Annotated in this window: 18 protein-coding genes and 1 pseudogene; 15 read left to right on the top strand and 4 right to left on the bottom strand. The window is 48.8% G+C overall.

Annotated features, from left to right (window positions below; genetic code table 11):
- Positions 1-41: 41 nt before the first annotated feature.
- The 10 genes from rhgW to ACMX2I_RS18105 all read left to right on the top strand — a co-directional run bounded on the left by rhgW (position 42) and on the right by ACMX2I_RS18105 (position 14,920).
- Positions 42-1,904: a rhamnogalacturonan lyase gene (rhgW, locus tag ACMX2I_RS18150; protein WP_414957832.1), complete on the top strand. Its 1,863-nt coding sequence runs from the start codon at positions 42-44 to the stop codon at positions 1,902-1,904.
- A 46-nt stretch (positions 1,905-1,950) separates the two neighbouring features.
- Positions 1,951-3,789: a rhamnogalacturonan lyase gene (locus ACMX2I_RS18145; protein WP_414957830.1), complete on the top strand. Its 1,839-nt coding sequence runs from the start codon at positions 1,951-1,953 to the stop codon at positions 3,787-3,789.
- Between the two features lie 157 nt (positions 3,790-3,946).
- Positions 3,947-4,600, top strand: a complete 654-nt coding sequence (locus ACMX2I_RS18140; protein WP_414957829.1) for a rhamnogalacturonan acetylesterase — start codon at positions 3,947-3,949, stop codon at positions 4,598-4,600.
- Positions 4,601-4,605: 5 nt separating this feature from the next.
- Positions 4,606-6,600: a beta-galactosidase gene (locus tag ACMX2I_RS18135; RefSeq protein ID WP_414957827.1), complete on the top strand. Its 1,995-nt coding sequence runs from the start codon at positions 4,606-4,608 to the stop codon at positions 6,598-6,600.
- A gap of 44 nt (positions 6,601-6,644) precedes the next feature.
- Complete coding sequence (locus tag ACMX2I_RS18130; RefSeq protein WP_414957825.1) at positions 6,645-9,218, top strand: hypothetical protein; 2,574 nt, start codon at positions 6,645-6,647, stop codon at positions 9,216-9,218.
- A gap of 122 nt (positions 9,219-9,340) precedes the next feature.
- Positions 9,341-10,849, top strand: a complete 1,509-nt coding sequence (locus ACMX2I_RS18125; protein ID WP_414957823.1) for an extracellular solute-binding protein — start codon at positions 9,341-9,343, stop codon at positions 10,847-10,849.
- 54 nt (positions 10,850-10,903) lie between these two features.
- Positions 10,904-11,860 (top strand): ABC transporter permease, encoded by a 957-nt coding sequence (locus ACMX2I_RS18120; RefSeq protein WP_333561833.1) that lies wholly within the window; start codon positions 10,904-10,906, stop codon positions 11,858-11,860.
- 13 nt (positions 11,861-11,873) lie between these two features.
- Positions 11,874-12,761 (top strand): carbohydrate ABC transporter permease, encoded by an 888-nt coding sequence (locus ACMX2I_RS18115; protein WP_289346655.1) that lies wholly within the window; start codon positions 11,874-11,876, stop codon positions 12,759-12,761.
- An 8-nt stretch (positions 12,762-12,769) separates the two neighbouring features.
- Positions 12,770-14,110: an alpha-galacturonidase LplD gene (gene lplD, locus ACMX2I_RS18110; RefSeq protein ID WP_414957822.1), complete on the top strand. Its 1,341-nt coding sequence runs from the start codon at positions 12,770-12,772 to the stop codon at positions 14,108-14,110.
- Positions 14,111-14,224: 114 nt separating this feature from the next.
- On the top strand, positions 14,225-14,920 hold the full coding sequence (locus ACMX2I_RS18105; RefSeq protein WP_333561835.1) for a DUF421 domain-containing protein: 696 nt from the start codon (positions 14,225-14,227) through the stop codon (positions 14,918-14,920).
- A 39-nt stretch (positions 14,921-14,959) separates the two neighbouring features.
- On the opposite strand, the gene hmoA is transcribed toward ACMX2I_RS18105, so the two are convergent.
- From hmoA to ACMX2I_RS18090, 3 genes and pseudogenes are all read right to left on the bottom strand, one after another.
- Positions 14,960-15,283, bottom strand: a complete 324-nt coding sequence (hmoA, locus tag ACMX2I_RS18100; protein ID WP_148963560.1) for a heme-degrading oxygenase HmoA — start codon at positions 15,281-15,283, stop codon at positions 14,960-14,962.
- Between the two features lie 122 nt (positions 15,284-15,405).
- Positions 15,406-15,485 (bottom strand): annotated as a pseudogene (locus ACMX2I_RS18095) (VOC family protein); the annotation flags it as partial.
- 107 nt (positions 15,486-15,592) lie between these two features.
- The gene (locus tag ACMX2I_RS18090; RefSeq protein WP_414957820.1) at positions 15,593-16,099 is read right to left on the bottom strand and encodes a hypothetical protein; all 507 of its coding nucleotides are present in this window, start codon (positions 16,097-16,099) and stop codon (positions 15,593-15,595) included.
- Positions 16,100-16,295: 196 nt separating this feature from the next.
- Here ACMX2I_RS18090 and ACMX2I_RS18085 point away from each other — a divergent pair, with 196 nt between their 5' ends.
- The 3 genes from ACMX2I_RS18085 (at position 16,296) to ACMX2I_RS18075 (ending at position 19,069) form a co-directional block, all read left to right on the top strand.
- Positions 16,296-17,168: an STAS domain-containing protein gene (locus tag ACMX2I_RS18085; protein ID WP_148963562.1), complete on the top strand. Its 873-nt coding sequence runs from the start codon at positions 16,296-16,298 to the stop codon at positions 17,166-17,168.
- 266 nt (positions 17,169-17,434) lie between these two features.
- Complete coding sequence (locus ACMX2I_RS18080; RefSeq protein WP_414957818.1) at positions 17,435-18,079, top strand: Bax inhibitor-1/YccA family protein; 645 nt, start codon at positions 17,435-17,437, stop codon at positions 18,077-18,079.
- A 63-nt stretch (positions 18,080-18,142) separates the two neighbouring features.
- The gene (locus ACMX2I_RS18075) at positions 18,143-19,069 is read left to right on the top strand and encodes a DMT family transporter (protein WP_414957816.1); all 927 of its coding nucleotides are present in this window, start codon (positions 18,143-18,145) and stop codon (positions 19,067-19,069) included.
- 142 nt (positions 19,070-19,211) lie between these two features.
- On the opposite strand, the gene ACMX2I_RS18070 is transcribed toward ACMX2I_RS18075, so the two are convergent.
- Positions 19,212-20,282, bottom strand: a complete 1,071-nt coding sequence (locus tag ACMX2I_RS18070; RefSeq protein WP_414957814.1) for a DUF3900 domain-containing protein — start codon at positions 20,280-20,282, stop codon at positions 19,212-19,214.
- Positions 20,283-20,431: 149 nt separating this feature from the next.
- Here ACMX2I_RS18070 and cypD point away from each other — a divergent pair, with 149 nt between their 5' ends.
- Together cypD and ltaS1 are read left to right on the top strand one after the other, a co-directional pair.
- Positions 20,432-23,617: a bifunctional P-450/NADPH--P450 reductase gene (cypD, locus tag ACMX2I_RS18065; protein ID WP_414957813.1), complete on the top strand. Its 3,186-nt coding sequence runs from the start codon at positions 20,432-20,434 to the stop codon at positions 23,615-23,617.
- A gap of 429 nt (positions 23,618-24,046) precedes the next feature.
- Positions 24,047-25,966, top strand: a complete 1,920-nt coding sequence (gene ltaS1 / locus ACMX2I_RS18060) for a lipoteichoic acid synthase LtaS1 (protein WP_087992506.1) — start codon at positions 24,047-24,049, stop codon at positions 25,964-25,966.
- Positions 25,967-25,971: the final 5 nt, after the last annotated feature.

The following is a 25,971-nucleotide window of genomic DNA, read 5'->3' as shown; positions in this document are numbered from 1 at the left end:
ACAGCGCATAAAATCCAATTTGAGTAAGCGCTTACAAATGAATGAGAAGGAGCTGTCTGATGAATACACGAAGGAAACGCATGTTTACCGCTGTGATGTTGCTGGTCTTGTTGGTGATGGGGGCCTCTGTATGTCCTGTGAAAGCTGAAGGGGCAGCGCGGCAGATGGAAGGGCTGAACCGGGGGCTTGTGGCAGTCAAGACGGACGGCGGCATTTTTGTCAGCTGGCGGTTTCTTGGCACTGAAAATGCATCTGTTTTGTTCAATGTGTACAGAGACGGGCAAAAGCTGAATGCCGCACCTGTCAAAAGCACGAACTATGTGGATCAAAACGGATCGGCGGCCTCCACGTATACGATTCGGGCTATCGTAAACGGAACCGAACAGGCGGCTTCTGAAAAAGCCTCCGTATGGGCGCAGCCGTATCATTCCATCCGGCTGGATAAACCGGCTGGCGGCACGTCGCCAAAGGGTGAAGCTTACACGTACAGCGCCAATGACGCCAGTGTTGGCGATGTGGATGGCGACGGGCAATATGAGCTGATCCTGAAATGGGACCCGTCTAATTCAAAGGACAACTCACAGGATGGCTATACGGGTGACGTGCTGATTGACGCGTATAAACTGGATGGAACGAAGCTATGGCGGATCAATCTCGGCAAAAACATCAGAGCGGGAGCGCACTACACCCAGTTTATGGTGTATGACCTTGATGGTGACGGAAAAGCGGAAGTGGCGATGAAAACGGCGGACGGGACAAAAGACGGCACGGGCAAAGTAATTGGAAATGCCAATGCTGATTACAGAAATGAACAGGGGCGTGTGCTTTCAGGCTCTGAATATCTCACTGTATTTCAAGGTGCAACCGGGAAAGAGCTTGTCACAACAAATTTTGAACCGGCCCGCGGCAATGTGTCAGATTGGGGAGACAGCTACGGCAACCGGGTTGACCGGTTTCTAGCTGGGATTGCCTACCTCGACGGACAGCGGCCGAGCTTGATCATGACTAGAGGGTATTATGCCAAAACCATGCTTGTCGCCTATAACTTCAGAGACGGAAAGCTGTCAAAGCTATGGACGCTCGATTCTTCGAAGTCGGGAAATGAAGCGTTTGCCGGACAGGGGAATCACAGCCTGAGCATTGCGGATGTTGATGGAGACGGAAAAGATGAGATCATTTTTGGCTCAATGGCTGTTGATCATGACGGCAAAGGCATGTATTCGACTGGCTTAGGCCACGGGGATGCCCTCCATACCGGGGATCTTGATCCGAGCCGGCCGGGTCTTGAGGTGTTTCAGGTGCATGAGGACAAAAACGCAAAATACGGCTTATCCTTCCGTGATGCGGCAACCGGGAAAATCCTTTGGGGTGTTTATGCCGGCAAGGATGTAGGCCGGGGCATGGCTGCTGATATTGACCCGCGTTATCCGGGACAGGAAGTGTGGGCGAACGGTTCTCTTTACACAGCGAAAGGGATCAAAATCGGAAGCAGGGTTCCGTCCTCGACCAACTTCGGCATTTGGTGGGACGGCGACTTGCTGCGGGAACAGCTGGACAGCAACCGAATCGATAAGTGGGATTATCAAAGCAGCGCATCAAAAAATGTGCTGACTGCATCAGGCGCAGCCTCCAACAATGGCACAAAAGCAACACCGGCGCTGCAGGCTGATCTGCTCGGGGACTGGCGTGAGGAAGTTGTGTGGCGAACGGAGGACAGCAGTGCGCTGCGCATTTACACGACGACCATTCAGACTGAGCACAGGCTGTACACGCTGATGCACGATCCTGTGTACCGGCTTGGCATCGCCTGGCAAAATGTTGCGTATAACCAGCCTCCGCACACAAGCTTCTTTTTAGGGGACGGCATGGCGGAACAGTCAAAACCGAATATGTATACGCCTTAACAGAAAGGGGGAAGGAACGGGCTGCGCACAGCCCGTTCCCATTAAAATGAAACCAAAAATGAGGCAGATGGAATACTTGACCAGAGGTTTAATTGCGGTCAAGACAGAGCAGGGCGTGTTTGTCAGCTGGCGTTTTCTCGGAACCGATCATGAGACGACGGCTTTTCACCTTTATCGGGACGGAAAGCGGATCACCCGCGAGCCGATCGCGGACAGCACGAATTTTCTTGATCAAAACGGGACGGTGGACGCTGTTTATCAGGTGGCGGCCGTCAATAAAGGACGGGAAGAAAAGCGCTCCAAAGAAGCTCCAGTCTGGATGGAAAATGTCCTAGAGGTTCCGCTTAACAAACCGGAAGGCGGTGTGACGCCGGACGGAAAGCCGTATACCTACAGCGCCAATGATGCCAGTGTCGGGGATGTGGACGGGGATGGAGAATATGAAATCATCTTGAAGTGGGACCCGTCCAATTCCAAAGACAACGCGCATGACGGATATACCGGGGACGTTCTCATAGATGCCTATAAACTGGACGGCACCTTTTTGTGGCGCATCGACCTCGGCAGAAACATTAGAGCGGGCGCGCATTATACCCAGTTTATGGTCTATGACCTGGACGGTGACGGAAAAGCAGAAATCGCCATGAAAACAGCCGACGGCACAATAGACGGGAAAGGACACATTATTGGCGATAAGCATGCCGATTTTAGGAACGAACAGGGAAGAATCCTGTCCGGTCCGGAATATTTGACGGTGTTTAAAGGAGAAACCGGTGAAGCGGTCACGACCGTGGAATATGAACCGCCCCGCGGCAAGCTGGAAGATTGGGGAGACGGGTACGGCAACCGGATGGACCGTTTTCTCGCCGGAATCGCTTATTTGGACGGGGAGCGGCCGAGCCTCGTGATGGCGCGCGGCTACTATACGAGAGCGGTGCTTGTAGCATACGATTTCAGAAACGGAAGGCTGAAAAAACGCTGGATATTTGACTCCAATCAGCCGGGCCATGAAGCGTACGCAGGGCAGGGGAACCACAGCTTGAGTGTGGCGGACGTTGACGGAGACGGGAAGGATGAAATCATTTACGGCGCCATGGCGGTTGATCATGACGGCACAGGCTTGTATACAACGGGGCTCGGACATGGAGACGCGATGCATGTAGGGGATCTGGATCCGTCCCGAAAAGGGCTTGAAGTGTTTCAGGTGCATGAGGATGCCTCGAAGCCGTACGGACTGTCGCTGCGTGATGCCGGAACCGGCGAGATTTTGTGGGGCGTTCATGCCGGGACAGATGTCGGCAGAGGCATGGCGGCCCATATTGATCCAAACTATAAAGGATCGCTTGTCTGGGGAATTGATCCGCCGGGCAATGACGGAATGTCATACGGCCTTTTTACCAGTAAAGGAGAGAAAATCAGCGACAAAGCACCCGCCTCAGCCAATTTCGCCATCTGGTGGGACGGCGACTTGGTCAGGGAATTGCTCGATCATGACTGGGATGGAACAGCCGGCAGGCCAAAGATTGAGAAATGGGATGCTGAAAACAGCTGCCTGAAGCCGATTTTTCAGCCGGAAGGCGTGCTGTCCAACAACGGGACAAAAGGAAACCCTGTTCTTCAGGCCAACCTGTTCGGCGATTGGCGGGAAGAAGTGATATGGAGAACGGAGGACAGCAGCGCGCTTTGCATCTATACAACGACACATCTCACCGGCCACCGGTTGTACACGCTCATGCATGACCCGGTTTACCGGCTCGGCATCGCCTGGCAGAATACCGCCTACAACCAGCCGCCGCACACGGGTTTTTATCTTGGAACGGAGATGAAAAAACCGCCGAAGCCCGCCCTGTACACAGCGGGAAGCAAAGCGGATGCGCCGCTATAGGAGGATACAAATCAAAGGCTGAACAGTACGGCAAGATGACTTAGTGAAGATCAGGAAGACCAATGTTCAGGCGCTGCAAACACCGGTTTTTTCAAGGGGAAAGCTGTTCGGATTAATGCCAGGATGAAACGAAAAAAAAAACGAGGGGGAATGAGGAATGGCAAATCATATTTATCTTGCCGGCGATTCGACGGTTCAAACGTATGGAGATAGCACAAATCAAGGGGGCTGGGGACAGTTTCTCGGCTCGCATCTGCCGGAGCATATTCAGGTGATCAACAGAGCGATCGGGGGAAGAAGCTCGAAAACATTTGTGGAAGAAGACAGGCTTCAGGCGATTCTGGATGTGATTGAGCCGGGTGACTGGCTGTTTGTGCAGATGGGCCATAATGACGCGTCGAAAAATAAGCCGGAGCGCTACACCGAGCCTTATACCACCTATAAACAATATTTAAAGCAGTATATCGCAGGCGCGCGGGAAAAAGGTGCCCATCCGCTTCTCATTACCCCTGTAGCCCGCTTTCATTACGAAAACGGCGTGTTTTTGAACGACTTTCCTGATTATTGCATTGCCATGAAGCAGACGGCTGCAGAGGAGGATGTCCAGCTCATTGATCTGATGGCCAAAAGCCTCGCTTTCTTTACCGAGAAGGGTGAGGAAAAGGTATACACCTATTTTATGGTATCGGAAGGAATAAACGATTACACGCACTTTACAAAAAAAGGCGCAAATGAAATGGCGAAACTTGTGGCAAAAGGCATAAAGGAGCTCGGCCTGCCATTGACAGAATCGATCATCAAAGAAGGGTGAAAAATGTGAGGGGAAAACTATATCACGGCGCTTGCTATTATCCGGAATTATGGGGTGAAGAGACGATTCAGCAGGACATTGACATTATGCGTGAAGCTGGCGTGAATGTTGTGCGGATCGGCGAATTTGCCTGGTCCGTCATGGAGCCGGAAGAAGGAAAAATTGACGTTGGTTTTTTCAAAGAGATCATCTCGCGGCTGTATGATAACGGCATCGAAACGATCATGTGCACGCCGACGCCTACACCGCCGATTTGGCTGTCGCACGGCCGGCCGGAGCGCATGCATGTAAACGAAAAAAGGGAGGTCATGGGGCACGGCTCCCGTCAGCATGCTTGTACGAACAACCCGTATTTCCGAAAAAAAGCCGCCATCATCACCACAAGCATCGCCAAGGAGCTTGGCGAGCTCCCGGGACTGATCGGCTGGCAGCTGGACAATGAGTTTAAATGCCATGTCGCAGCATGTATGTGTGAGACGTGCTTGCGCTTATGGCATGACTGGCTCAGAAACCGCTACGGCGTAATTGAGCGGTTAAACGAAGCGTGGGGAACCGATGTGTGGAGCGAAACGTACCAGACGTTTGAGCAAGTGCCGCAGCCGGGGCCGGCCCCGTTTCTGCATCACGCCTCCTTAAGCACAATGTATCAGCTGTTTTCGATGGAGATGATCGCTTTATTTGCGGATGAACAGGCCAAAATGATCCGCTGCTATTCGGATGCGCCGATCACGCATAACGGCTCTGTCATGTTCAGCGTGGACAATGAGCGGATCTTTCGGAATCTCGATTTTGCCTCCTATGATACGTACGCTTCGCAGGAAAATGCCTCCGCCTTTTTACTGAACTGTGATTTGTGGAGGAATTTGAAACAAGGTCGCCCGTTTTGGATTTTGGAAACAAGTCCGTCGTATGCCGCCTCGCTTGAAAGCTCCGCTTTTCCGCATGCCGACGGATATTTACAGGCCGAAGCCGTATCTTCCTATGCCTTAGGAAGCGAGGGTTTTTGCTATTGGCTGTGGCGCCAGCAGCGTTCAGGAAGCGAGATTTCACACGGTTCGGTTCTGAGTGCTTGGGGTGAACCGACCGTTGGCTACCAAAATGTGCTGGCGGTCGAGCGGGCAAGAAAGGAAATCGAATCAATCATTCTATCGACCGAACCTGTTCAAGCCGAGGCGGCGATGACATACTCCGACAGAGCAAAAGCCTTCATCAAAACAGAGCCACACCGGGGACTCCAGCACCGTTCGCTTGTGACGCACTTTTATGAACGCATCCTCCACAAGGGTATTCACCGTGACCTCATTCCGGAAGGCGTTCCGCTGGACGGCTACCGCCTGCTGTTTACGCCATTTGTGCCGTATCTGTCTTCCGAATTTATCAACAAAGCTTCGGCATTCGCTGAAGCGGGAGGCATCTGGATCGCCGGGCCGCTGACAGGCGGGCGCACAAGCGAGCATACGATTCATACGGATTGCGGGCTTGGAGAACTTGAGAAAACAGCCGGGATCAAAACGCTGTATACCTTTCCAATGAACGAGAACGTGAATACAGGAAAAGCGTTTGGCATCACTGCGCCGCTCGGGCTGTGGAGCGCGGTGTTTGATACAGAGAGCGGAAACACGCTTGGCACGGTTGAATCAGGACCGGGAGCAGGCCATGCGTTTCTGACAGAACAGAAACACGGCAAAGGGAAAATCGTCATGCTTGGATCGCTTCCATCCGGTCAAGAAGGGGATGCGATGCTGGAAGCGCTCGTCAGGCATTACGCGGCGGAAGCAGCCATCTCCGTTCGATCGGATGTGACACCCGGCACGATCGTTGCCCCGCGCAAAGGCGATCACGGCCTTGTGTGGATCATCGTCAATATGGATGGAAAAGGCGGAAGCGTGACATTGCCTGAAACGGGAACGGATCTGTTGACGAACCGTTCGGCGAAAGCGGGGAGGCTGGCGGTCGGACCGCATGAATACCGTGTGATTCAGTTTGACAATCACAGCTGATTCTTTGCATCGAATCAGCTTTTTTCTATGGAGGGAGAGAACTGATGAAAAAGATCAAATGGTTATCAAAACAGCCGAAGGTGACAAGCGGTGTAAGTTGGGGCGTGCCATGGAAAAAAGGAGAATTGAAAAAAGGTGACCCTCTGGCGCTTGTGAATGAAAAGGCGGAAAGCCACTTTGTGCAAAGCGAACCGTCAGCCTATTGGCCGGACGGGAGCATCAAGTGGACGAAGCACGCGGCGGTGTTCGGCGGACAGGAACATCAAAGCTTTACAGTGCAAATAGAAGAAGCCCCGCAGCCAATAGAAACCCTCAGCATCAATGAGTCAGAGCATGACATGCAAGTGGATACAGGAACGCTCGTCTGTACCATCCATAAAACAGGCTCCGATCTCATTCAATCATTGCAGATCAACGGAAAGCCGATCGCCGCAGGCGGGAGGCTCGTTGCCATAAGAGAAACGAGACGGGAGTCGGCGGCGGAAACGGTTCTTTTTCAGGAAACGTCTGTCAGCCTCATCAAACGTGCGGTGATTGAGAAGCAAGGCCCTGTCAAAGCGGTGATCAAAATAGAGGGTGTGCATATCCTTCAAAAAACAAATGAGGAATGGCTGCCGTTTGTGGTCAGATTGACGTTTTATGCCGGGCTTTCTGAGATCGGCATCGTGCACACGCAGCTGATTGACAGGAATGGCAAACAAGAATTCATTAATGGGCTCGGCATCGTGTTTGATCTTTTTCTGGAAGGGGAGCCGTACAACCGCCATTTCCGTTTTGCGGGAGAGAAAGGGATGTACAAAGAACCCGCCCAGCTGTTTGGCACACGTAAATTCAATGAACGGTATCCGCTTTATCAAAAGCAAATCAATGGCGAAACGCTGTCTCCAAGTGAAGAGCATAAAGAGTGGTTTGCTCACGGCACACAGAACGCGGTTTGGAATGATGTCAAAATCGTTCAGGATTCCAGCGATCATTACAGCCTGTCAAAACGGACCGGAAAAGACTATGCGTGGGTCGGCATGCTGCATGGCAGCCGGGCGAAGGGGCTCTTCTATGCGGGCGGCGAAAATGGCGGCATGGCTCTCGGCCTGCGGTATTTTTTTGAAAAATACCCGTCAGCACTGGAAATCAAAGGTCTCGCCAGCGGCCATCCAAAAATGACCGTCTGGCTTTGGCCCCCGGACGGAGAAGCGATGGATTTACGGCATTATACAGGAAACACCCATGTGGACAGCGCGTATGAAGGCTTTGATGAAATGCGTTCTGACCCGACCGGCATTGCCAACACAAATGAAATCAGCCTGTCGTGTTTTTCGCGCATGCCGTCTGAGGATGCCCTCAATGCGCTCGCTGACAAATGGCAGGCGCCGCCGCTGCTTGTATGCGAGCCGGACGTCTATTACGAGTCAAAAGCGCTAGGGGTTTGGAGTGTCATCGACACCTCCCATCCGCTCAAAAAAGAACTGGAAGAACAGCTCGACGCTGCCTTTCGATTTTACAAAAAGGAAGTAGAGCAGCGCAGGTGGTACGGGTTTTGGCATTATGGCGATGTCATGCATACGTATGATCCGATCCGGCATATGTGGCGCTATGATCTCGGCGGATACGCATGGCAAAACAATGAGCTCGTTCCGACCTTATGGCTGTGGCAGGCGTTTTTCCGCTCAGGCCGAGAGGACATCTTCCGCATGGCGGAAGCCATGACCCGCCACACGAGCGAAACGGACAGCTTTCACCTCGGTGAATACGCGGGTCTTGGCTCACGGCATAACGTTGTGCATTGGGGATGCGGCTGCAAGGAAGCGAGGATCAGCATGGCCGGACTTTATAAATTCTATTATTATTTGACAGGAGATGAGAGAACGGGAGATTTGTTGACAGAAGTGAAGGACGCCGATTACGCCCTCGTCAAAACCGATCCGATGCGCGCTTTTTACGAGAAAGGCAAGCATCCGACCCACGCCAGAACGGGACCTGACTGGGCGGCGTTTTGCTCGAACTGGCTGGCGGAATGGGAGCGAACCGGGAATCCAGATTATCTCAAGAAAATCCAAACGGGCATCAGCTGTCTGAAGCGGCTGCCGCTCCGCTTATTATCCGGCCCGACATTCGAATATGATCCGGCGACCTCAATGCTTCATCATATGGGCGACGGCATAGCGGGCGGATATCATATGATCATTGCCTTCGGCGCGCCGCAAGTGTGGATGGAGCTGGCTGAGCTTCTTGATGACCGGGAATGGGAGGAAATGCTGAATGAATTCGGTGAATTTTACACACTCAGTGATGAAGAAAAACGGAAACAAAGCGGCGGAGCGCTTCATGACGGGCATTTTCACTGGCCGATGTTCGCCGCTGCCATGACAGCCTATGCCGCGAGAAACAAACAGGATCAGAATCTCGCCGCCAAAGCGTGGAATCTTTTGCTTGATGATAAGCTGAGCCATACGCCGCTTCCGATCAAACCAGAGCGCATTGAGACATGGACGCAGCTGGAGGAGCTCCCGTGGGTGACTACCAACACCGTCTCTCAATGGTGTTTAAACGTCATAGCGGCGTTGGAACTGCTTGGAGATTCCCTTCCCGCAAAAAAAGATACATTCGGCAAAAAAGGATAACAGCCGGAATTTCATAGGAGAAATGATGCAAAAAATGAAGATTGCAAGTATTTATGTAAGCGCTTTATATTAAGAAGGGCAAAGGGGAACTGCAAAATGAAAAAAAGGGGGACTTACGCATCATGAAAAATAGAATGCGAAAAAAATGGCTGGCCTTGCCGCTCGCTGCCATGATGATCGCCGGATGCAGCCATTCGGAAACATCCAGTTCAGCAGGCGGTACGAAAGACACGATTAAAATCATGGCGCCGCTCTTATCACCGGAAAGCCCGAGTGAAAAGAGCCCTTCATTAAAAGCGCTCGAAAAATACACAGGCAAAGAGATTAAGGTCACATGGGTGCCTGATTCATCCTACAACGACAAGTTCAACATCGTCATGGCCTCCGGAGAGATGCCTCATGCGATTGTGATTAAAGATAAGTCAGCCGGCTTTATCAAGTCTGTCAAAGCAGGGGCATTTTGGGAGCTGTCTCCTTATATAAAAGACTACAAGAATTTAAGTCAGGCAGATGAAAAGATTTTGAAGAACAGCTCTGTGAACGGCGAGGTGTACGGAATCTACAGAACGAGGGACCTGATCAGAGCGTGTATGATCATCAGAACCGACTGGCTTGAAAATGTCGGTTTGGAAATGCCGGAAACGCTTGATGATTTCTATGAAGTGCTGAAAGCTTTTAAGGAAAAAGATCCTGACGGTAACGGCAAGGATGATACGTACGGTATGGTCGTCCCGAAATGGATGGGGCTCGGCAATGGAAGCCCGTGGGATGTTCTGCAAATCTGGTTCGGCGCACCGAACCGCTACGGCGTTGAAAATGGAAAGCTCATTCCTGATTTTACAACGAAGGAATATATGGAGGCGCTCAAGTTCTTTAAAAAGCTTTATGATGAGGGCTTGATCAATAAGGACTTTGCGGTCATGGATTCAGCGAAGTGGAATGATCCGGTTGTGAAAGGAAAAGCGGGTGTCATCGTTGATACAGGCTCCAGAGCGTCTCAAATCCAAAGCGCGATGGAGGAGGCGGATGAGTCGAACAAGGATGTGATTGACATCGTCGGCACGCTTGAGGGACCGAAAGGCAAGCGCACCTTCCCGACATCCGGCTATTCAGGGATGATCACGATACCAAAATCAAGCGTCAAAACCGAAAAAGAGCTGAAAGAGGTGCTGTCCTTCCTGGATAAAATGAATGATAAGGAAGCGCAGATTCTCACGAACAACGGAGTGGAAGGCCGCAATTATGAGCTCAAGGACGGCGTATTCACTTCGCTTGAAAAAAACAACAAATCCCTTCTTTATGAGCATGAAGGCTTGGCGCAGTTCAGCATGTCGATTCCGAAAAGCGAGTATTACATCGAAGACCAGAAAACAAAGCTCTTCCAGCATCGCAAGGACATCATCACCGAAGGAGAAAAAATAGCCGTCTTTAACCCGGCTGAGTCGCTTGTATCTGATGTCTATACCCAAAAAGGAGCCCAGCTTGACAACATCATTCTCGACGCGAGAACACAATTTATCATCGGAGAAATTGATGAAAAAGGGTTCGGGGATGCGGTGGAGCTTTGGAAAAAAAGCGGCGGCAATGAACTGATGAAGGACTTGAACAAATTGTATCAATCGACAAAATAAACCGATGCGCCTGCCGTTCGGCGGGAGCGCCGGTATCACGAAAGGAGAACAGATATGGAAACTGTGCCGAAGAAGGGAGATGCACCTGTTCTCACTGCTGGAAAAGGCATCAGCTGGATGGCTGCGTTCAAACGGGACAAATGGCTTTACCTTCTGCTTATTCCCGGCCTGCTTTATTTTTTGATATTCAAATACTTGCCGATGTGGGGTGTACTGATCGCATTTAAAGACTATTCGCCTTATCTCGGCTTCTGGAAAAGCGAATGGGTCGGCTTTGATTATTTCAAAGACTTTTTTATGAATCCGGATTTTTTTCGGCTGCTGCGCAATACTCTTATGCTGGCGAGTCTGGACCTTTTGTTTGCCTTTCCCGCGCCTCTCATTTTGGCCTTGCTTTTGAATGAGGTGAGGAAGGCCGTGTATAAAAGGTGCATCCAAACTTTTATTTACGTGCCCCATTTTGTGTCATGGACAATTGTGGTCAGCATCACCTTTGTTTTCTTTACTGTCGATACAGGTGTGATCAACAAATTGATCATGGGCCTGACAGGTGAGCAGATTTCCTTCTTATCGGATGCGGACTGGTTCCGGCCGATGATTGTGATGCAAAGCATCTGGAAGGAGACGGGCTGGGGTACGATTTTATTTCTGGCCGCGCTGGCGACAGTTGATCAGGAGCAGTATGAAGCCGCCATTATGGACGGAGCGGGCCGGTTCAGGAGAATGTGGCATATTACGCTGCCGGCGATCAGAAGCACCATTATCGTTCTGTTAATTTTAAGAATCGGCAGCTTTTTGAATCTCGGCTTTGAACAGGTATATCTGATGACGAACTCGCTCAACCGGAGCGTGGCTGACATTTTTGACACGTACGTGTACATGATGGGGATTACCCAAGGCGCGTACAGCTACAGCACGGCGGTCGGTTTGTTTAAATCGGTTGTCGGGATTATCTTGATTTTCGGCGCCAATTACATTGCGAAAAAGTTTGATCAGGAAGGATTGTTTTAGAGGAGGGAGAGGTATGGCTGACATTCACACGATGCACAACACAAAAGCCGGACGGGTGTTTGACGTCTGCAACTTTCTGTTTCTCGGCGGAGTCGGCGCGATTACCATTTTGCCGTTTTTGTATATTATCGCCGGTTCCTTTGCGACAGAAGCGGAACTCGCCCAGCGCAGCTTCTTTATTTTCCCGAAAACCTTTACGCTTGACGCTTACAAGTATGTGTTTTCGACACCGACATTCATCCGAAGCATGGGTGTATCTATCTTCATCACAGTGGTCGGAACAGCTGTGCAGCTGTTTTTCACCTTTACGATGGCGTATCCGTTGGCGAAGCGGCATGTGAAGGGGCGGAATCTGCTGTTAAATCTGGTCATTTTCTCTATGCTATTTTCCGGCGGCATGATTCCGACATACCTTGTCGTGAAATCACTTGGCCTTTTGGATACGTATTGGGCATTGATTTTGCCGATGGCGATTAATCCGTTCAACCTTATTATTATCAAAAACTTCTTTCAGCAGCTGCCGCGCGAGCTGGAGGAATCGGCAAAAATTGACGGCTGTTCAGAAATCGGCGTTTTCTGGCGGATCGCCCTGCCGCTGTCAAAGCCGGTCATTGCGACTTTTGCGCTGTTTTATGCGGTCGGGATTTGGAATGATTTCTTCCACGCCCTCTTATATATCAATGACAGTGCAAAATGGCCGCTGCAAATGGTGCTTCGCCAAGTCACAATCTTATCGGATTTAACGGCGACCAATGGCGATACGATGCAAAATACCGTCCCGCCGGAGCAGGGGATTAAACTCGCCGTCATTGTCATTGCGACACTTCCGATTTTGGCGGTCTACCCATTCTTACAAAAACACTTTGCAAAAGGAATACTGATTGGTTCGGTGAAAGGTTGAGAAAGGAAGTGTTTCCTATCAGTACGTTAGACCACATTAAAATCGCCTATATCGGCGGGGGGTCTCAAGGCTGGGCCAGAAGCCTGATGAGTGATCTGTCGATTGATGAACGGATGTCAGGCACGGTGGCGCTTTATGATCTTGATTTTGAAGCGGCTCAGAAAAACGAAATGATCGGCAATCACAGCGGAGACGGGAGATGGAGGTACGAAGCGGTTTCTACTTTGAAAAAGGCGTTATCGGGCGCGGATATCGTCATAATTTCGATTTTGCCGGGTTCACTGAATGCTATGGAAATCGATGTCCACTTGCCTGAGCGCTGCGGCATTGATCAGTCTGTCGGAGATACTGTCGGACCGGGCGGGATTATCAGAGGCTTGCGGGCTGTTCCGATGTTTGCGGAAATTGCCCGGGCAATAAGAGACTACGCGCCAGAATCATGGGTCATAAATTATACAAACCCAATGTCTGTCTGTACAAGAGTGCTGTATAAAGTGTTTCCCGGCATCAAAGCGATTGGTTGCTGCCACGAGGTATTTGGCACGCAAAAGCTGCTGGCGGAAATGGTCAAAGAAAGGCTCGGAGTAGAGGTGCTGCGGCGTGAAGATATCCGCGTCAATGTCCTGGGCATTAACCATTTCACATGGATCACGGAAGCCTCTTACCGCCATATTGACCTGCTGCCTGTATTCCATGAATTCAGCGCGCATTATGGGGAATCAGGATATGAGCTGGAGGGGGAAAGCTGGAGGGACAGCGTCTTTCGTTCGGCGCACCGTGTGGCGTTTGATTTATTTGATACGTATGGCGCCATCCCCGCTGCGGGTGACAGGCATCTGGCGGAATTTCTTCCCGGCCCTTACCTCAAACAGCCTGAGTCATGGAAATTTCATCTCACACCTGTATCATTCAGAAAACAAGACAGAGAGGAGAAACGAAAAGAAACAGAACGATTGATCGAGCAAAAACGGGGCGCTGCCGGGAAGGCCTCGGGAGAAGAAGGGGTGAACATCGTAGCGGCTCTTCTCGGATTGGGTGAACTTGTCACGAATGTAAATGCGCCGAACCAAGGCCAAGTTTCCAATCTGCCTTTACAAGCGATTGTCGAAACGAACGCCTTGATTACCCGCAACAGCGTCCAGCCGATTTTCTCTGGAGCGCTGCCAAAGGGTGTGGAAATGATTGCGACGAGGCACGTATCCAATCAGGAGGCAGTGGCGGAAGCTGGTTTAACAAGGAATCGCGCGCTTGCTTTCCAGGCCTTTCTCAATGATCCGCTTGTCACGATTGACTGCAGTGATGCAGAACAGCTTTTTGATGACATGCTGGCAAAGCACCAAATGATGTGAAAAACGGCAGCTGGCGAACGGGTTGATTTTTTTATCGAAATCAGCAGTTCCGGTTTAGAAAGATGGCACTTGACTATAATGGTAGTAGCTTTTAAGAAGTAGGTGCTATCAACAGTGGGAGATTATTTAGATGTAGCAATAGAATTAGTTTGCGGTCTCGGTATTTTATTTGTCATTTTGAAGTTTCTTGGGAAAACCCAATTCTCTCAACTCACCCCGTTTGACTTTATTTCCGCTTTAATTTTAGGGGAACTGGTCGGAAATGCCGTCTATGATCATGAAATCAAGATTAAAGAAATTATTTTTGCTTCACTCCTATGGGGCTTTCTTATCTTTTTAATTGAATTGATTACACAAAAACTAAAAGGAACCAGAAAGTTTCTGGAAGGCGAACCGAATATTGTGATTCATAAAGGAAAAGTGAAATACAAGATGCTGAAGAAAAACAAGCTCGATATTAACCAGCTGCAAAGCCTTCTGAGGCAGGAAGGCTGTTTTTCGATTCAGGAAGTGGAATATGCGATTCTGGAAACAAACGGAATGATCAGTGTACTCCCGAAAGCCGATTTCGGTAAACCGACCAGAAAAGATATGAACCTTCCGATAAAGGAAGTGTCTTTGCCGATTACGTTAATTCTTGATGGGGAGATTGTGTATGATAACCTGGCGGAAGCAGGCGTGGATGAACAATGGCTGAAGCAATCGCTGCAAAAGCAAGGAGTTGAAAAGGCTGAGGACGTCCTATACGCGGAGTGGCAAGCCGACCAGCCGCTATATGTCACCACATATAGAGAAGGCAGTTCGTCATGACCGTAAAAAAGAGCTTGCAGCTCGTGCAAGCTCTTTTCATTATTCATGAGTCCCTTGTTTAACAGCTCTTACATGATACATGCTCACTTCAGTGCTGATCAGATAATCAGGCTTTGGTTTGCCCTTGTTCGCTTTATGGCCGGCGATATGCGCATCGCTTTTTTCCCATTGCTTCCAGTGATCCTCAGATTCCCAGCGAATCATGACAACAACTTCCTCATCACCGCGGCGGACGTTTTTCTCAAGCACTGTTACATCAATTATACCTTCTTGTTTTTCAATGATTCCTTCAGCACTGAAACGTTCGATTACTTTGTCTGCATGGCCTTCTTTTACCGTCATTTTTCTCAACTGAACAAACATCTGTCTCTCTCCAATCATTCTCATATATGAATGATTGTAAATGAAATTCATTCTCAATGTCAAAGAAAGAGCACGGCCAATAGAACCACCGCCGCATTACTATTCTTTCAAGCCAATTTGCACATCGGGTGGTCCGCCGCCATATCGAAGCCAACCTTCTCCGCCAAAATTTGCTTCGCCTTCTGCGGTCTTCAACATATACAGTTGTTTGATCATAGGGAAACCTCTCATTTGAAAGATCGTTATACGATACCTGTTACTAGATGAACAACATAAAAAATCAGCCGGCAAAACCGGCTGATTTTTCGATTAATACGAGCAGCTTACAACATCTATCAAATTTGTGTCTAAGGCGAAATAAATCCAGCGCCGCCGGTAAGAATCCCAATAAAAGCCGCCGACGGATCTTCTGCCAAGGATAATCGGGTAGAACCAGAATGAGCTGCCATTTGTTAACCAAACATAGGTAAATCGGAAGAGGCATGGCTGAATGGCAACGGGCTCAACTAAATAAGTGCCTGCTTGAGCGCTCTGCGGCTTTTTCGGTTTCGCCGGCTTTTGTGAAGGCGGGGGACCCTGCGGCGCGCCGCCGATACCTGGCACAGCACCGCCGCCAATGCCGGGAACGGAGCCGCCGCCGATACCTGGCACAGCACCGCCGCCAATGCCGGGAACGGAGCCGCCGCCGATACCTGGCACAGCGCCGCCGCCAATGCCAGACCATGGATAGCCATCTGGATAACGGTATTCATATTCAAAAACAGGCCAAGGTTCATAAAAATGCCCGGCAAACATATAAGGATCAGTATAATACATGTGATAACGTCCTTTCTCATTGTAAACTGTACATCTGCAGTTTATGCATGCGGACTTAGATTGGTGCATTCGCCTATGGATAAAACTGGAGTGCGCTCTGGGAGCAGAATCATATCATTTTTCCCTAGTCCCATTCACAATTCCGATTTATACTTTTATAATAAAAGAGCTTCTACTATGAAAAAGGAGACAGACCGTGAATATCGATCAATTATTATATCAATATATCATAGACAACACTGCGGATATTACTGAGAAATGGTTCAGTTTACGATGTCAGCTGAAAGGTGAGCTATATTCCGCCGACAATTTAAGTGAAGAAATGAAAAAGCAGTTAACCGAGCAGCATACGTTTACCAACATCACAATCGCAAGCGCGTTTTTGGAGGATCAAACTGAGTTTCAAAAAAATCTGGCAAAATGGGCGCTAACCGTTGCGAAAAACAGGGTAGAGCAAGATGTTCAGGTGCATGAGGTCGTAGAAGCCATATCAAACTCTAGAGTCTCATTCTGGGGCGCAGTCGTTTCTTTTATAAAAGAGAATCGGGATATCGTCACAAATCAGGATGCCGACCGATGGAACCGGATTGTGAATCAGTCGTTTGATAAGCTGATTATTGAGTTTTCCGAGCAGTATCAAAAATTTATGCTGCTGAGGCTCACGTCTCAGCAGGAACTGATTTCTGAGCTGGGTTGTCCGGTGATTTCCATTGCAGATGGAATCGGGATATTGCCGCTTATCGGCTCCATTGATACAAAACGGGCACAGGTCATTTTAGAAACAGTGCCGGTCAGCTGTATCGAGAGAAAAATCACAAGCCTTGTTGTTGATCTTTCCGGTGTTCCGATTGTGGATACCATGGTGGCGCAGCAGCTGTACAACCTGTCAAAAACACTTTTCTTACTAGGCGTGAAAGCTGTATTTTCAGGGATTCGCCCGGATGTGGCCCAGACATCGATTCAATTGGGGCTTGATTTCAGTGAATACGAAACGTACGGCACACTGAAGCAGGCATTAGAAAACATGGGCGTCCGCTGTATTGTGGAGCAATTAGAAGAAAACAAATAGGAAGTTGTTCAGGCATATGATTGTCCGCCAACGGATGATCATATGCCTTTTGGATTTCCCAACCAACCTCAGTTTTGGCACCGTGACAGTTCTTGGTTTGCCAAAAGGTATTGAATAGAAAATCATCGTTTGTCGCTGAAAAGGAAAGAAGGGAGTCTTGGCGTAAAGGCGTTTGGTTTCTTTAAATTTTCCTTAAAACACATACATATTTCATCCAATTTTTATATAATAGACCTTTAAGATCATTTTTTAGGAGGATTTTTGACATGCAAGCTACAGTTCACGAGAGTAAACAATCGATCATGCAACGCATTTTGACAGTCTTTGTCTTCACATTGCTGATCGCGACTGTCGGCCTTTTTATCGGCCAATTTGTTCCTGCCTCTTTGATGCTGCCGCTTTCTATTCTTGAAGTGGGAATGATTATTCTGGCCTTCTGGATGCGCAGAAGAAAAGCGGTTGGGTATGCGTTTGTATATACATTCGCGTTTGTTTCCGGCATCACCTTATTTCCGATCGTCAGCCACTACGCTTCCATCGCCGGCGCCTATGTCGTGCTTGAAGCCTTTGGTTCTACATTTGTCATTTTTGCTGTTCTAGGCACAATCGGCGCGAAAATGAAGAAGGATTTATCCTTCCTGTCGTCATTTCTGCTAGTTGCCGTGCTCGCACTTGTAGCGGTCGGCATTTTCAACATTTTCAGTCCGTTAAACTCAGCGGCGATGATGGCGTATTCCGTGATCGGAACCATCGTCTTTTCCCTTTACATTTTGTATGATTTGAACCAAATTAAACACCGCCATATTACGGAAGACTTAATTCCCGTTATGGCTTTATCGCTGTACCTTGACTTTATCAACTTGTTCATCAACCTGCTTCGCTTCTTCGGCATTTTGAGCAGTGATGATTAATCAGAGAGCGCCTGTCATTGATTGGCGCTTTTCGTCATACATAAAAAGGCAGGTGATGTTGTGATGAAAAAACAAATGGGCGCTTATGTCTCCTTGGCAGCAGCCATGGCGATCGTCGGCAGCTCTGTCGTCGTCGGCAAGCTGATGGTCGAGCGCATTCCGGTCTTTCTATCCTCGGGACTGCGTTTTTTGCTGGCTGCTATTGTATTGCTGACACTGCTGTTTTGCATTGAAAAAGGGTTCCCGGCTTTGACGAAAAAAGATGTGCTTGTATTACTGGTGCAATCATTCACAGGCGTGTTTTTGTTCAGTATTTGCCTGCTGTATGGGGTTCAATATACGACTGGAACGGAAAGCGGCATTTTGACAAGCACAACACCGATGGTAATCGGTATTTTATCCTTTTTCCTGCTGAGAGAAAAAATTGAGAAAAAGACGCTGATCGGCATTTTGCTGGCGGTTTGCGGCGTAATGGCGATTAATCTGTTTGGAGCGGGGAGCCAAGACGGGACGCCGCACGCCTTATTCGGGAACATGCTGATCATTGCTGCAGTCATTGGCGAAGCGTTGTTTACATTGATGGCCAAGCTGCTTTCTCCACATATTTCGGCATTGGCGATTTCAACCTTCGTATCGCTCTTCGGCTTCCTGTTTTTTCTCCCGTTTGCTTTGTTTGAGGCCTCTTCATTTGATTTCAGCGTGCCGACTGTTTTGGATTGGTCGTATGTGCTGTATTACGCGCTTTTTGTCACTGTTTTGGCGTTTTACTTATGGTATAGCGGGGTGACGAAAGTGCCGGCTGGGGTGTCTGGCATTTTCACATCCGTTCTTCCGGTTTCCGCTGTCATTTTATCAGGTGTGATATTGAAGGAGCCGTTTGAGCTTGTGCATTTGATCGGCATTGCATGTGTCATCGGCGGCATATTTGTTACGGTTATAAAGAAAAAACAGCCGGATACGTATCCGGCTGCAGAAGAAAAGACGCTGTAGCCTGTCCTGTCCGGACGGGTTTTTTAGTCTTTAAACACGCCAGTTTTTCAAAAAGATCGCGGAAGAGTTGATTGGGGAGTGCTCTGCGGTGTTGAGGGAAGGGTATTAAATAGGAAAAGTCCAGAGTTGAATTCTGGACTTTTTATTCTTGCTCTGTTTTATTCCGTATCCGCTCAATCACCTCATGCAGCCCCTCAGGCTTATAAAACTCCACCGGCGAACTGCCCTTCTCAAACGAAATCGTCTCGGCTTCAATCAGCGCGACATAGCGCCCGTTCACTTTTGCGAGATGAATCGACTCGCCAAAATCAGCTAGCAATCCCTTAATCTCGGTATCTCCGACTTTCATTTTCAGCTGGGCTTCCGGGGTGTGCTCGATGATTTGGGCGGAGGCTTCGATGACCTGATGGGTGTCGAGGCGCTCTTGGATTTCGCGTTTCTCGCTTGCTTCCCAAATTTCGATGTCTTGTTCAAATTGCTTCAGCTCTTCGCTGTTGTCTTCAAATGTCTCGTAGACGTGCTCCTGCACCATGTTCATGACCTGGTTTTTCATGATTTCCGGCATCGATTCGCCGTACTCGACGAATTTGAGAAAGTCCTCGAAATAGCGGGCGTGCGAGGATTGGTGGATTTTCAGCTCGCCTTCCTCGATCATTCCTTCCTCAGGCATGTACGGGTATTGGATGCTTTTCATGTTTTTTGTCGTAATCGCCATTTCGACTTTTTTAATGAGAGAAGACGCGTCTGAAATGCGGGCGACTTTCGGCTCGAAATCACATTTCATAATAAAGACAAACGACTCGTCGAAGTATTTTCTCGGAACGGCCGAAGCCACAAGGAACACGCCGCCGCGGATCGCGCTCGTGTCGAGGTACGTGCGGACGAACTGCTCGCTCAGCTCGTTAAAGTCTTCTTTTGTTTCCGCCAGGCGCGCCCGGTTGAACATGTTGTAGTTCGGGTTGGAATCAAGCTCGTGGCCGGGTTCGACGATAAAATGGCCGATTTTCGTCGGCACCTGTTCAGACTGCGGATGGCGGTCGGCTTTCCGTTTGACGATTTTTTTCAGTTCTCCGTCTAGAAAGTCCTTCAGCTCGCTTTCTTCAAATTCACCCGTATCAAGGGTTTGGAAGTGCTTGAACTGCTTGTTGGCCTGCTCATCCTTGCCTTCCACCTGTATGACATAAAAGGATAAAAATCGAATTTCAAAATCCATAAATGAACTCACCTTATTTGCGTATTGTACAGCTTCTCAAGTATAGAAAAAACAATGTTCATACGTCAATCTGAGGAATGGAATAATCATCACCATGAAAGGGAAATGTAGTCAAATAGAAGGCATTTCATACGGAAAGGAATGGTTCGATGAAGGAAACAAGCCCGATTCCTCAGCCGAAGACGTTTGGGCCGCTTGGCAACCTGCCTTTAATTGATAAAGACAAACCGACGATTTCGCTGATCAAACTGGCGGAAGAGCAGGGGCCGATTTTTCAAATCCATACACCTGCGGGCACGACCATTGTGGTGTCCGGCCATGAATTGGTGAAAGAAGTTTGTGATGAAGAGCGATTTGATAAAAGCATTGAAGGCGCCTTGGAGAAGGTTCGCGCGTTTTCGGGTGACGGATTGTTTACAAGCTGGACGCATGAGCCTAACTGGAGAAAAGCGCACAACATTCTGATGCCGACGTTCAGCCAGCGGGCAATGAAGGATTATCATGAAAAAATGGTCGATATCGCTGTTCAGCTCATCCAAAAGTGGGCCAGGCTCAATCCGAATGAAGCAGTCGATGTGCCAGGGGATATGACCCGTTTGACGCTTGACACGATTGGGCTGTGCGGGTTTAACTATCGTTTTAACAGCTACTACAGAGAGACGCCCCATCCGTTTATCAACAGCATGACGCGCGCGCTTGATGAAGCGATGCACCAGATGCAGCGGCTTGATTTTCAAGATAAGCTCATGGTGAGGACAAAGCGACAATTTCATCATGATATTCAAACGATGTTTTCGTTAGTCGACAGCATTATTGCGGAGCGCAAGGCGGATGGGGATCAAGATGAAAAAGATTTGCTCGCCCGCATGCTGAAGGTGGAGGATCCTGAGACCGGAGAAAAGCTTGACGATGAAAATATCCGTTTTCAAATCATTACGTTTTTAATTGCAGGGCACGAAACAACAAGTGGCCTGCTATCCTTTGCGATCTACTTTTTATTGAATCATCCCGACAAACTGAAAAAGGCGTATGAAGAGGTCGACCGGGTGCTGACGGATGCAGCGCCGACCTACAAACAAGTGCTTGAGCTGAAATACATCCGGATGATTTTAAATGAATCCTTGCGTTTATGGCCGACAGCCCCGGCTTTCAGCCTTTATCCAAAGGAAGACACAGTCATTGGCGGAAAGTACCCGATTACGACGAAAGATAGAATTTCTGTGCTGATTCCGCAGCTTCACCGAGATCGAGACGCTTGGGGAGAGGATGCCGAGGAATTCCGTCCAGAACGGTTCGAACAGCAGGACCAAGTGCCACATCATGCGTACAAACCGTTCGGAAATGGACAGCGGGCCTGTATCGGTATGCAGTTTGCCCTTCATGAAGCCACACTTGTGCTGGGCATGATATTAAAATATTTCACGTTGATTGATCATGAGAATTATGAGCTTGATATCAAGCAAACCTTGACACTCAAGCCGGGCGATTTTCGTATCAGGGTTCAAACACGGAACCAGGAAGCCATTCATGCCGACGTCCCGGCAGCTGACAAGGCGGCGTCTGATGAGCAAGAAGAGAAAGTGGAAGCAAAGGGCGCATCGGTCATCGGTCTCAACAACCGGCCGCTTCTCGTTCTGTATGGCTCTGATACCGGCACCGCGGAAGGCGTCGCCCGGGAGCTTGCCGATACAGCCGGTCTTCACGGCGTAAGAACTGAAGTTGCGCCTCTGAACGACCAGATTGGAAAGCTGCCGAAAGATGGAGCGGTAGTCATTGTGACCTCTTCCTATAACGGAAAACCCCCAAGCAATGCGGGGCAGTTTGTGCAATGGATTCAAGAGATCAAACCGGATGAGCTTGAGGGCGTTCGTTACGCGGTATTTGGCTGCGGTGATCATAACTGGGCGAGCACGTATCAGGACGTGCCGAGATTCATCGATGAGCAGCTTGCGGAGAAAGGCGCGACTCGGTTTTCTGCACGCGGAGAAGGTGATGTAAGCGGTGATTTTGAAGGGCAGCTTGACGAGTGGAAAAAAAGCATGTGGGCGGACGCCATCAAAGCATTCGGACTGGAGCTCAATGAAAACGCCGATAAGGAACGAAGCACGCTGAGCCTCCAGTTTGTCAGAGAGCTTGGAGAGTCCCCGCTGGCCCGATCGTACGAAGCGGTTCACGCATCCATCGCCGAAAATCGTGAACTCCAGTCCGTGGACAGCGATCGTAGCACTCGCCATATCGAAATCGCATTGCCGCCGGAGGTTGAATATCGTGAGGGGGATCATCTTGGCGTATTGCCGAGGAACAGCCAAACCAATGTCAGCCGGATTCTTCACCGCTTCGGTCTGAAGGGAACCGACCAAGTGACACTGTCGGCAAGCGGGCGCAGTGCGGGGCATTTGCCTTTAGGCCGACCTGTCAGCCTGCAAGACCTTCTTAGTTACAGCGTCGAGGTGCAGGAAGCCGCCACTAGGGCGCAAATCCGGGAGCTGGCGGCATTTACAGTCTGTCCGCCTCATAAACGCGAATTGGAAGAACTGGCGGCAGAGGGTGTCTACCAGGAACACATATTGAAAAAACGGATTTCCATGCTAGATCTGCTTGAACAATATGAAGCGTGCGACATGCCGTTTGAACGATTTTTAGAGCTTTTACGGCCATTAAAACCAAGATATTACTCGATTTCTAGCTCGCCAAGGGTAAATCCGGAGCAAGCATCCATTACAGTCGGTGTTGTGCGCGGTCCTGCATGGAGCGGCCTTGGCGAGTACAGGGGCGTGGCTTCAAATGACTTAGCTGAGCGCCATACGGGTGATGATGTCGTGATGTTTATCCGCACACCGGAATCCCGGTTTCAGCTTCCGGAAGACCTGGAAACTCCGATCATTATGGTCGGTCCGGGCACAGGGGTAGCGCCATTCCGCGGTTTTCTCCAAGCGCGCGCAGCTTTAAAGCGAGAGGGAAAAACGCTCGGCGAAGCTCATCTCTATTTTGGATGCAGGAACGATCATGATTTTATTTACCGGGATGAGCTTGAGCAGTTTGAAAAAGACGGAATCGCCACTGTCCACACAGCCTTTTCCAGAAAAGAAGGCATGCCGAAAACGTATGTTCAGCATCTCATGGCTAATCATGCAGAAACATTAATTTCAATTCTTGATCGCGGAGGCAGGCTCTACGTGTGCGGCGACGGCAGCAAAATGGCCCCAGATGTGGAGGCCGCACTGCAAAAAGCGTATCAGGCTGTTCATGGCACCGGCGAACAAGAAGCGCAAAACTGGCTGAAACATCTGCAGGATACGGGCGCGTATGCTAAAGATGTCTGGTCAGGGATATAGATCACGAAGACTGGAGACATCCAGTCTTTTTTTGCCCTTGCAAAAAAATTGCGATCACGCTACAATCACCACAGCCCGTCTAAAGGGCGGGCTGTCCATAAGACCTATTTTTCGTTTTTGCTAGTTTATGTTATTCTTATACTCGGTATCTATTTTTTTAAAAAAAGGCACACATGAAAAAAGAAGTCTTTTTTATTTCCGAGAAAAAATGTGAAACGAAACGAAGGCTTCGTGCGTCCAATGGTTGGTCTGAAATAGGTGCAATAAAAATGGTATGGTGCAAAACATAAATATTCCGGGCTTACCGCGGTGTATTTATTTTGTTGTGTGATGCCTTGATTTTGTTTGGAAAGAAGGAATTGGAAGACAGGATAAAGAGCATGTAAATATGAATAAAGACTTAAAGTGTTTAAGAAAGTAGAGGTTGCTATGAAGAAACTTTTCTCTTACAAACTTAGCTTTTTTGTGCTGGCTGTTATACTGTTTTGGGCAAAAACGTATTTATCCTACAAGGCAGAGTTTAACCTAGGGGTAAAAGGCACAACCCAGGAGATCCTCCTGGTATTTAACCCGTTCTCAAGCGCTGTCTTCTTTTTAGGACTGGCTTTGCTTGCGAAAGGGCGCAAATCAGCCATTATCATGCTGATAATCGATTTTGTGATGACATTTGTGTTATACGCGAATATTTTATTCTATCGTTTCTTTGACGATTTCTTGACGTTCCCGAACATTAAACAGTCCGGCAACGTCGGAAACATGGGAGACGGGATTTTCAGCATCATGGCCGCTCATGATATTTTCTATTTCTTAGATATTATGATTTTGATTGCGGTATTGATCTGGAGACCTGAATTAAAAGAATACAAAATGAAAAAACGCTTTGCGTCTTTGGTGATCCTTTCCGGGGTCGCACTGTTTTTCATCAACCTGCACTATGCGGAAAAAGACCGACCGCAGCTGCTGACAAGAACGTTTGACCGCAATTATATCGTGAAATATTTAGGTCTTTACAATTACACCATTTATGACGGTGTGCAGACGGCTCAAACGGAATCGCAAAGAGCCTACGCGAGCAGCGATGATTTAACAAGTGTCGAGAATTACACGACGTCTCATTATGCGAAACCGAATGCCGAGTACTTCGGTTCTGCCAAAGGCAAAAACATCATTAAGATTCACCTGGAAAGCTTCCAGACATTCCTGATTGATTATAAGCTGAACGGTGAAGAGGTGACGCCTTTCTTAAATAAACTCGCACACGGCGCAGAAGATATGATGTATTTTGATAACTTTTTCCATCAGACCGGCCAGGGAAAAACATCCGATGCCGAGCTGACAATGGACAACTCCATCTTCGGCCTTCCTGAAGGCTCCGCGTTTGTGACGAAGGGCGAAAACACATACCAGTCGCTTCCGGCGATTTTAGACCAGAAGGAAGGCTACACAAGCGCTGTTATGCATGGTGACTACAAATCATTCTGGAACCGTGACCAGGTTTATAAACATATTGGATATGACGAGTTCTTCGACGCAAGCAGTTATGACATGTCTGAAGAAAACCTCGTGAATATGGGACTCAAGGATAAGCCGTTCTTTACAGAATCGATTCCTAAACTTGAATCTCTTAAACAGCCGTTTTACGCGCATTTGATTACGTTGACACACCATTATCCGTTTAACCTGGATGAAAAAGATGCAACCATTAAGAAAGCGACAACGGGTGATAAAACAGTTGATAATTACTTCCAGACAGCCCGTTACCTTGACGAGTCGCTTGAGCAATTCTTCAAGGAACTGAAGGAAGCCGGCCTTTATGACAATTCAGTCATTATGCTTTACGGTGACCACAACGGTATTTCTGAAAACCATAACCGCGCGATGAAAGAGATTCTCGGAAAAGAAATTACAGATTACCAAAACGCGCAGAACCAGCGCGTGCCTCTGATGATCCGCGTGCCTGGCAAAAAAGGCGGAGTGAACCATACGTATGGCGGCGAAATTGACGTTATGCCGACACTTCTGCACTTGCAAGGTATTGATTCGCAGAAATATATCAACTTCGGCACTGATTTATTGTCTAAAGACCACGATGATACAGTGGCGTTCAGAAACGGCGACTTCGTGACGCCGAAGTACACATCAGTCGACAATATCATTTACGATACGAAGACAGGTGAAAAACTGGAAGCGAATGAAGAAACGAAGAATCTGAAAACAAGAGTGAGCCAGCAGCTGAGTCTCTCAGACAGTGTCCTGTACAAAGACTTGCTGAGATTCCACAAACTGAGTGATTTCAAAGCCGTTGATCCCTCTGACTATCATTACGGCAAGGAAAAAGAAATCAAATAAAACGT

The sequence above is a fragment of the Bacillus sp. SW14 genome (genome assembly GCF_047608225.1).
Taxonomy (GTDB): Bacteria; Bacillota; Bacilli; order Bacillales; family Bacillaceae; genus Bacillus; species Bacillus subtilis_G.
The sequence above is the reverse complement of the archived record's forward strand: the minus strand, read 5'-3'. Positions and strand labels throughout refer to the sequence as shown.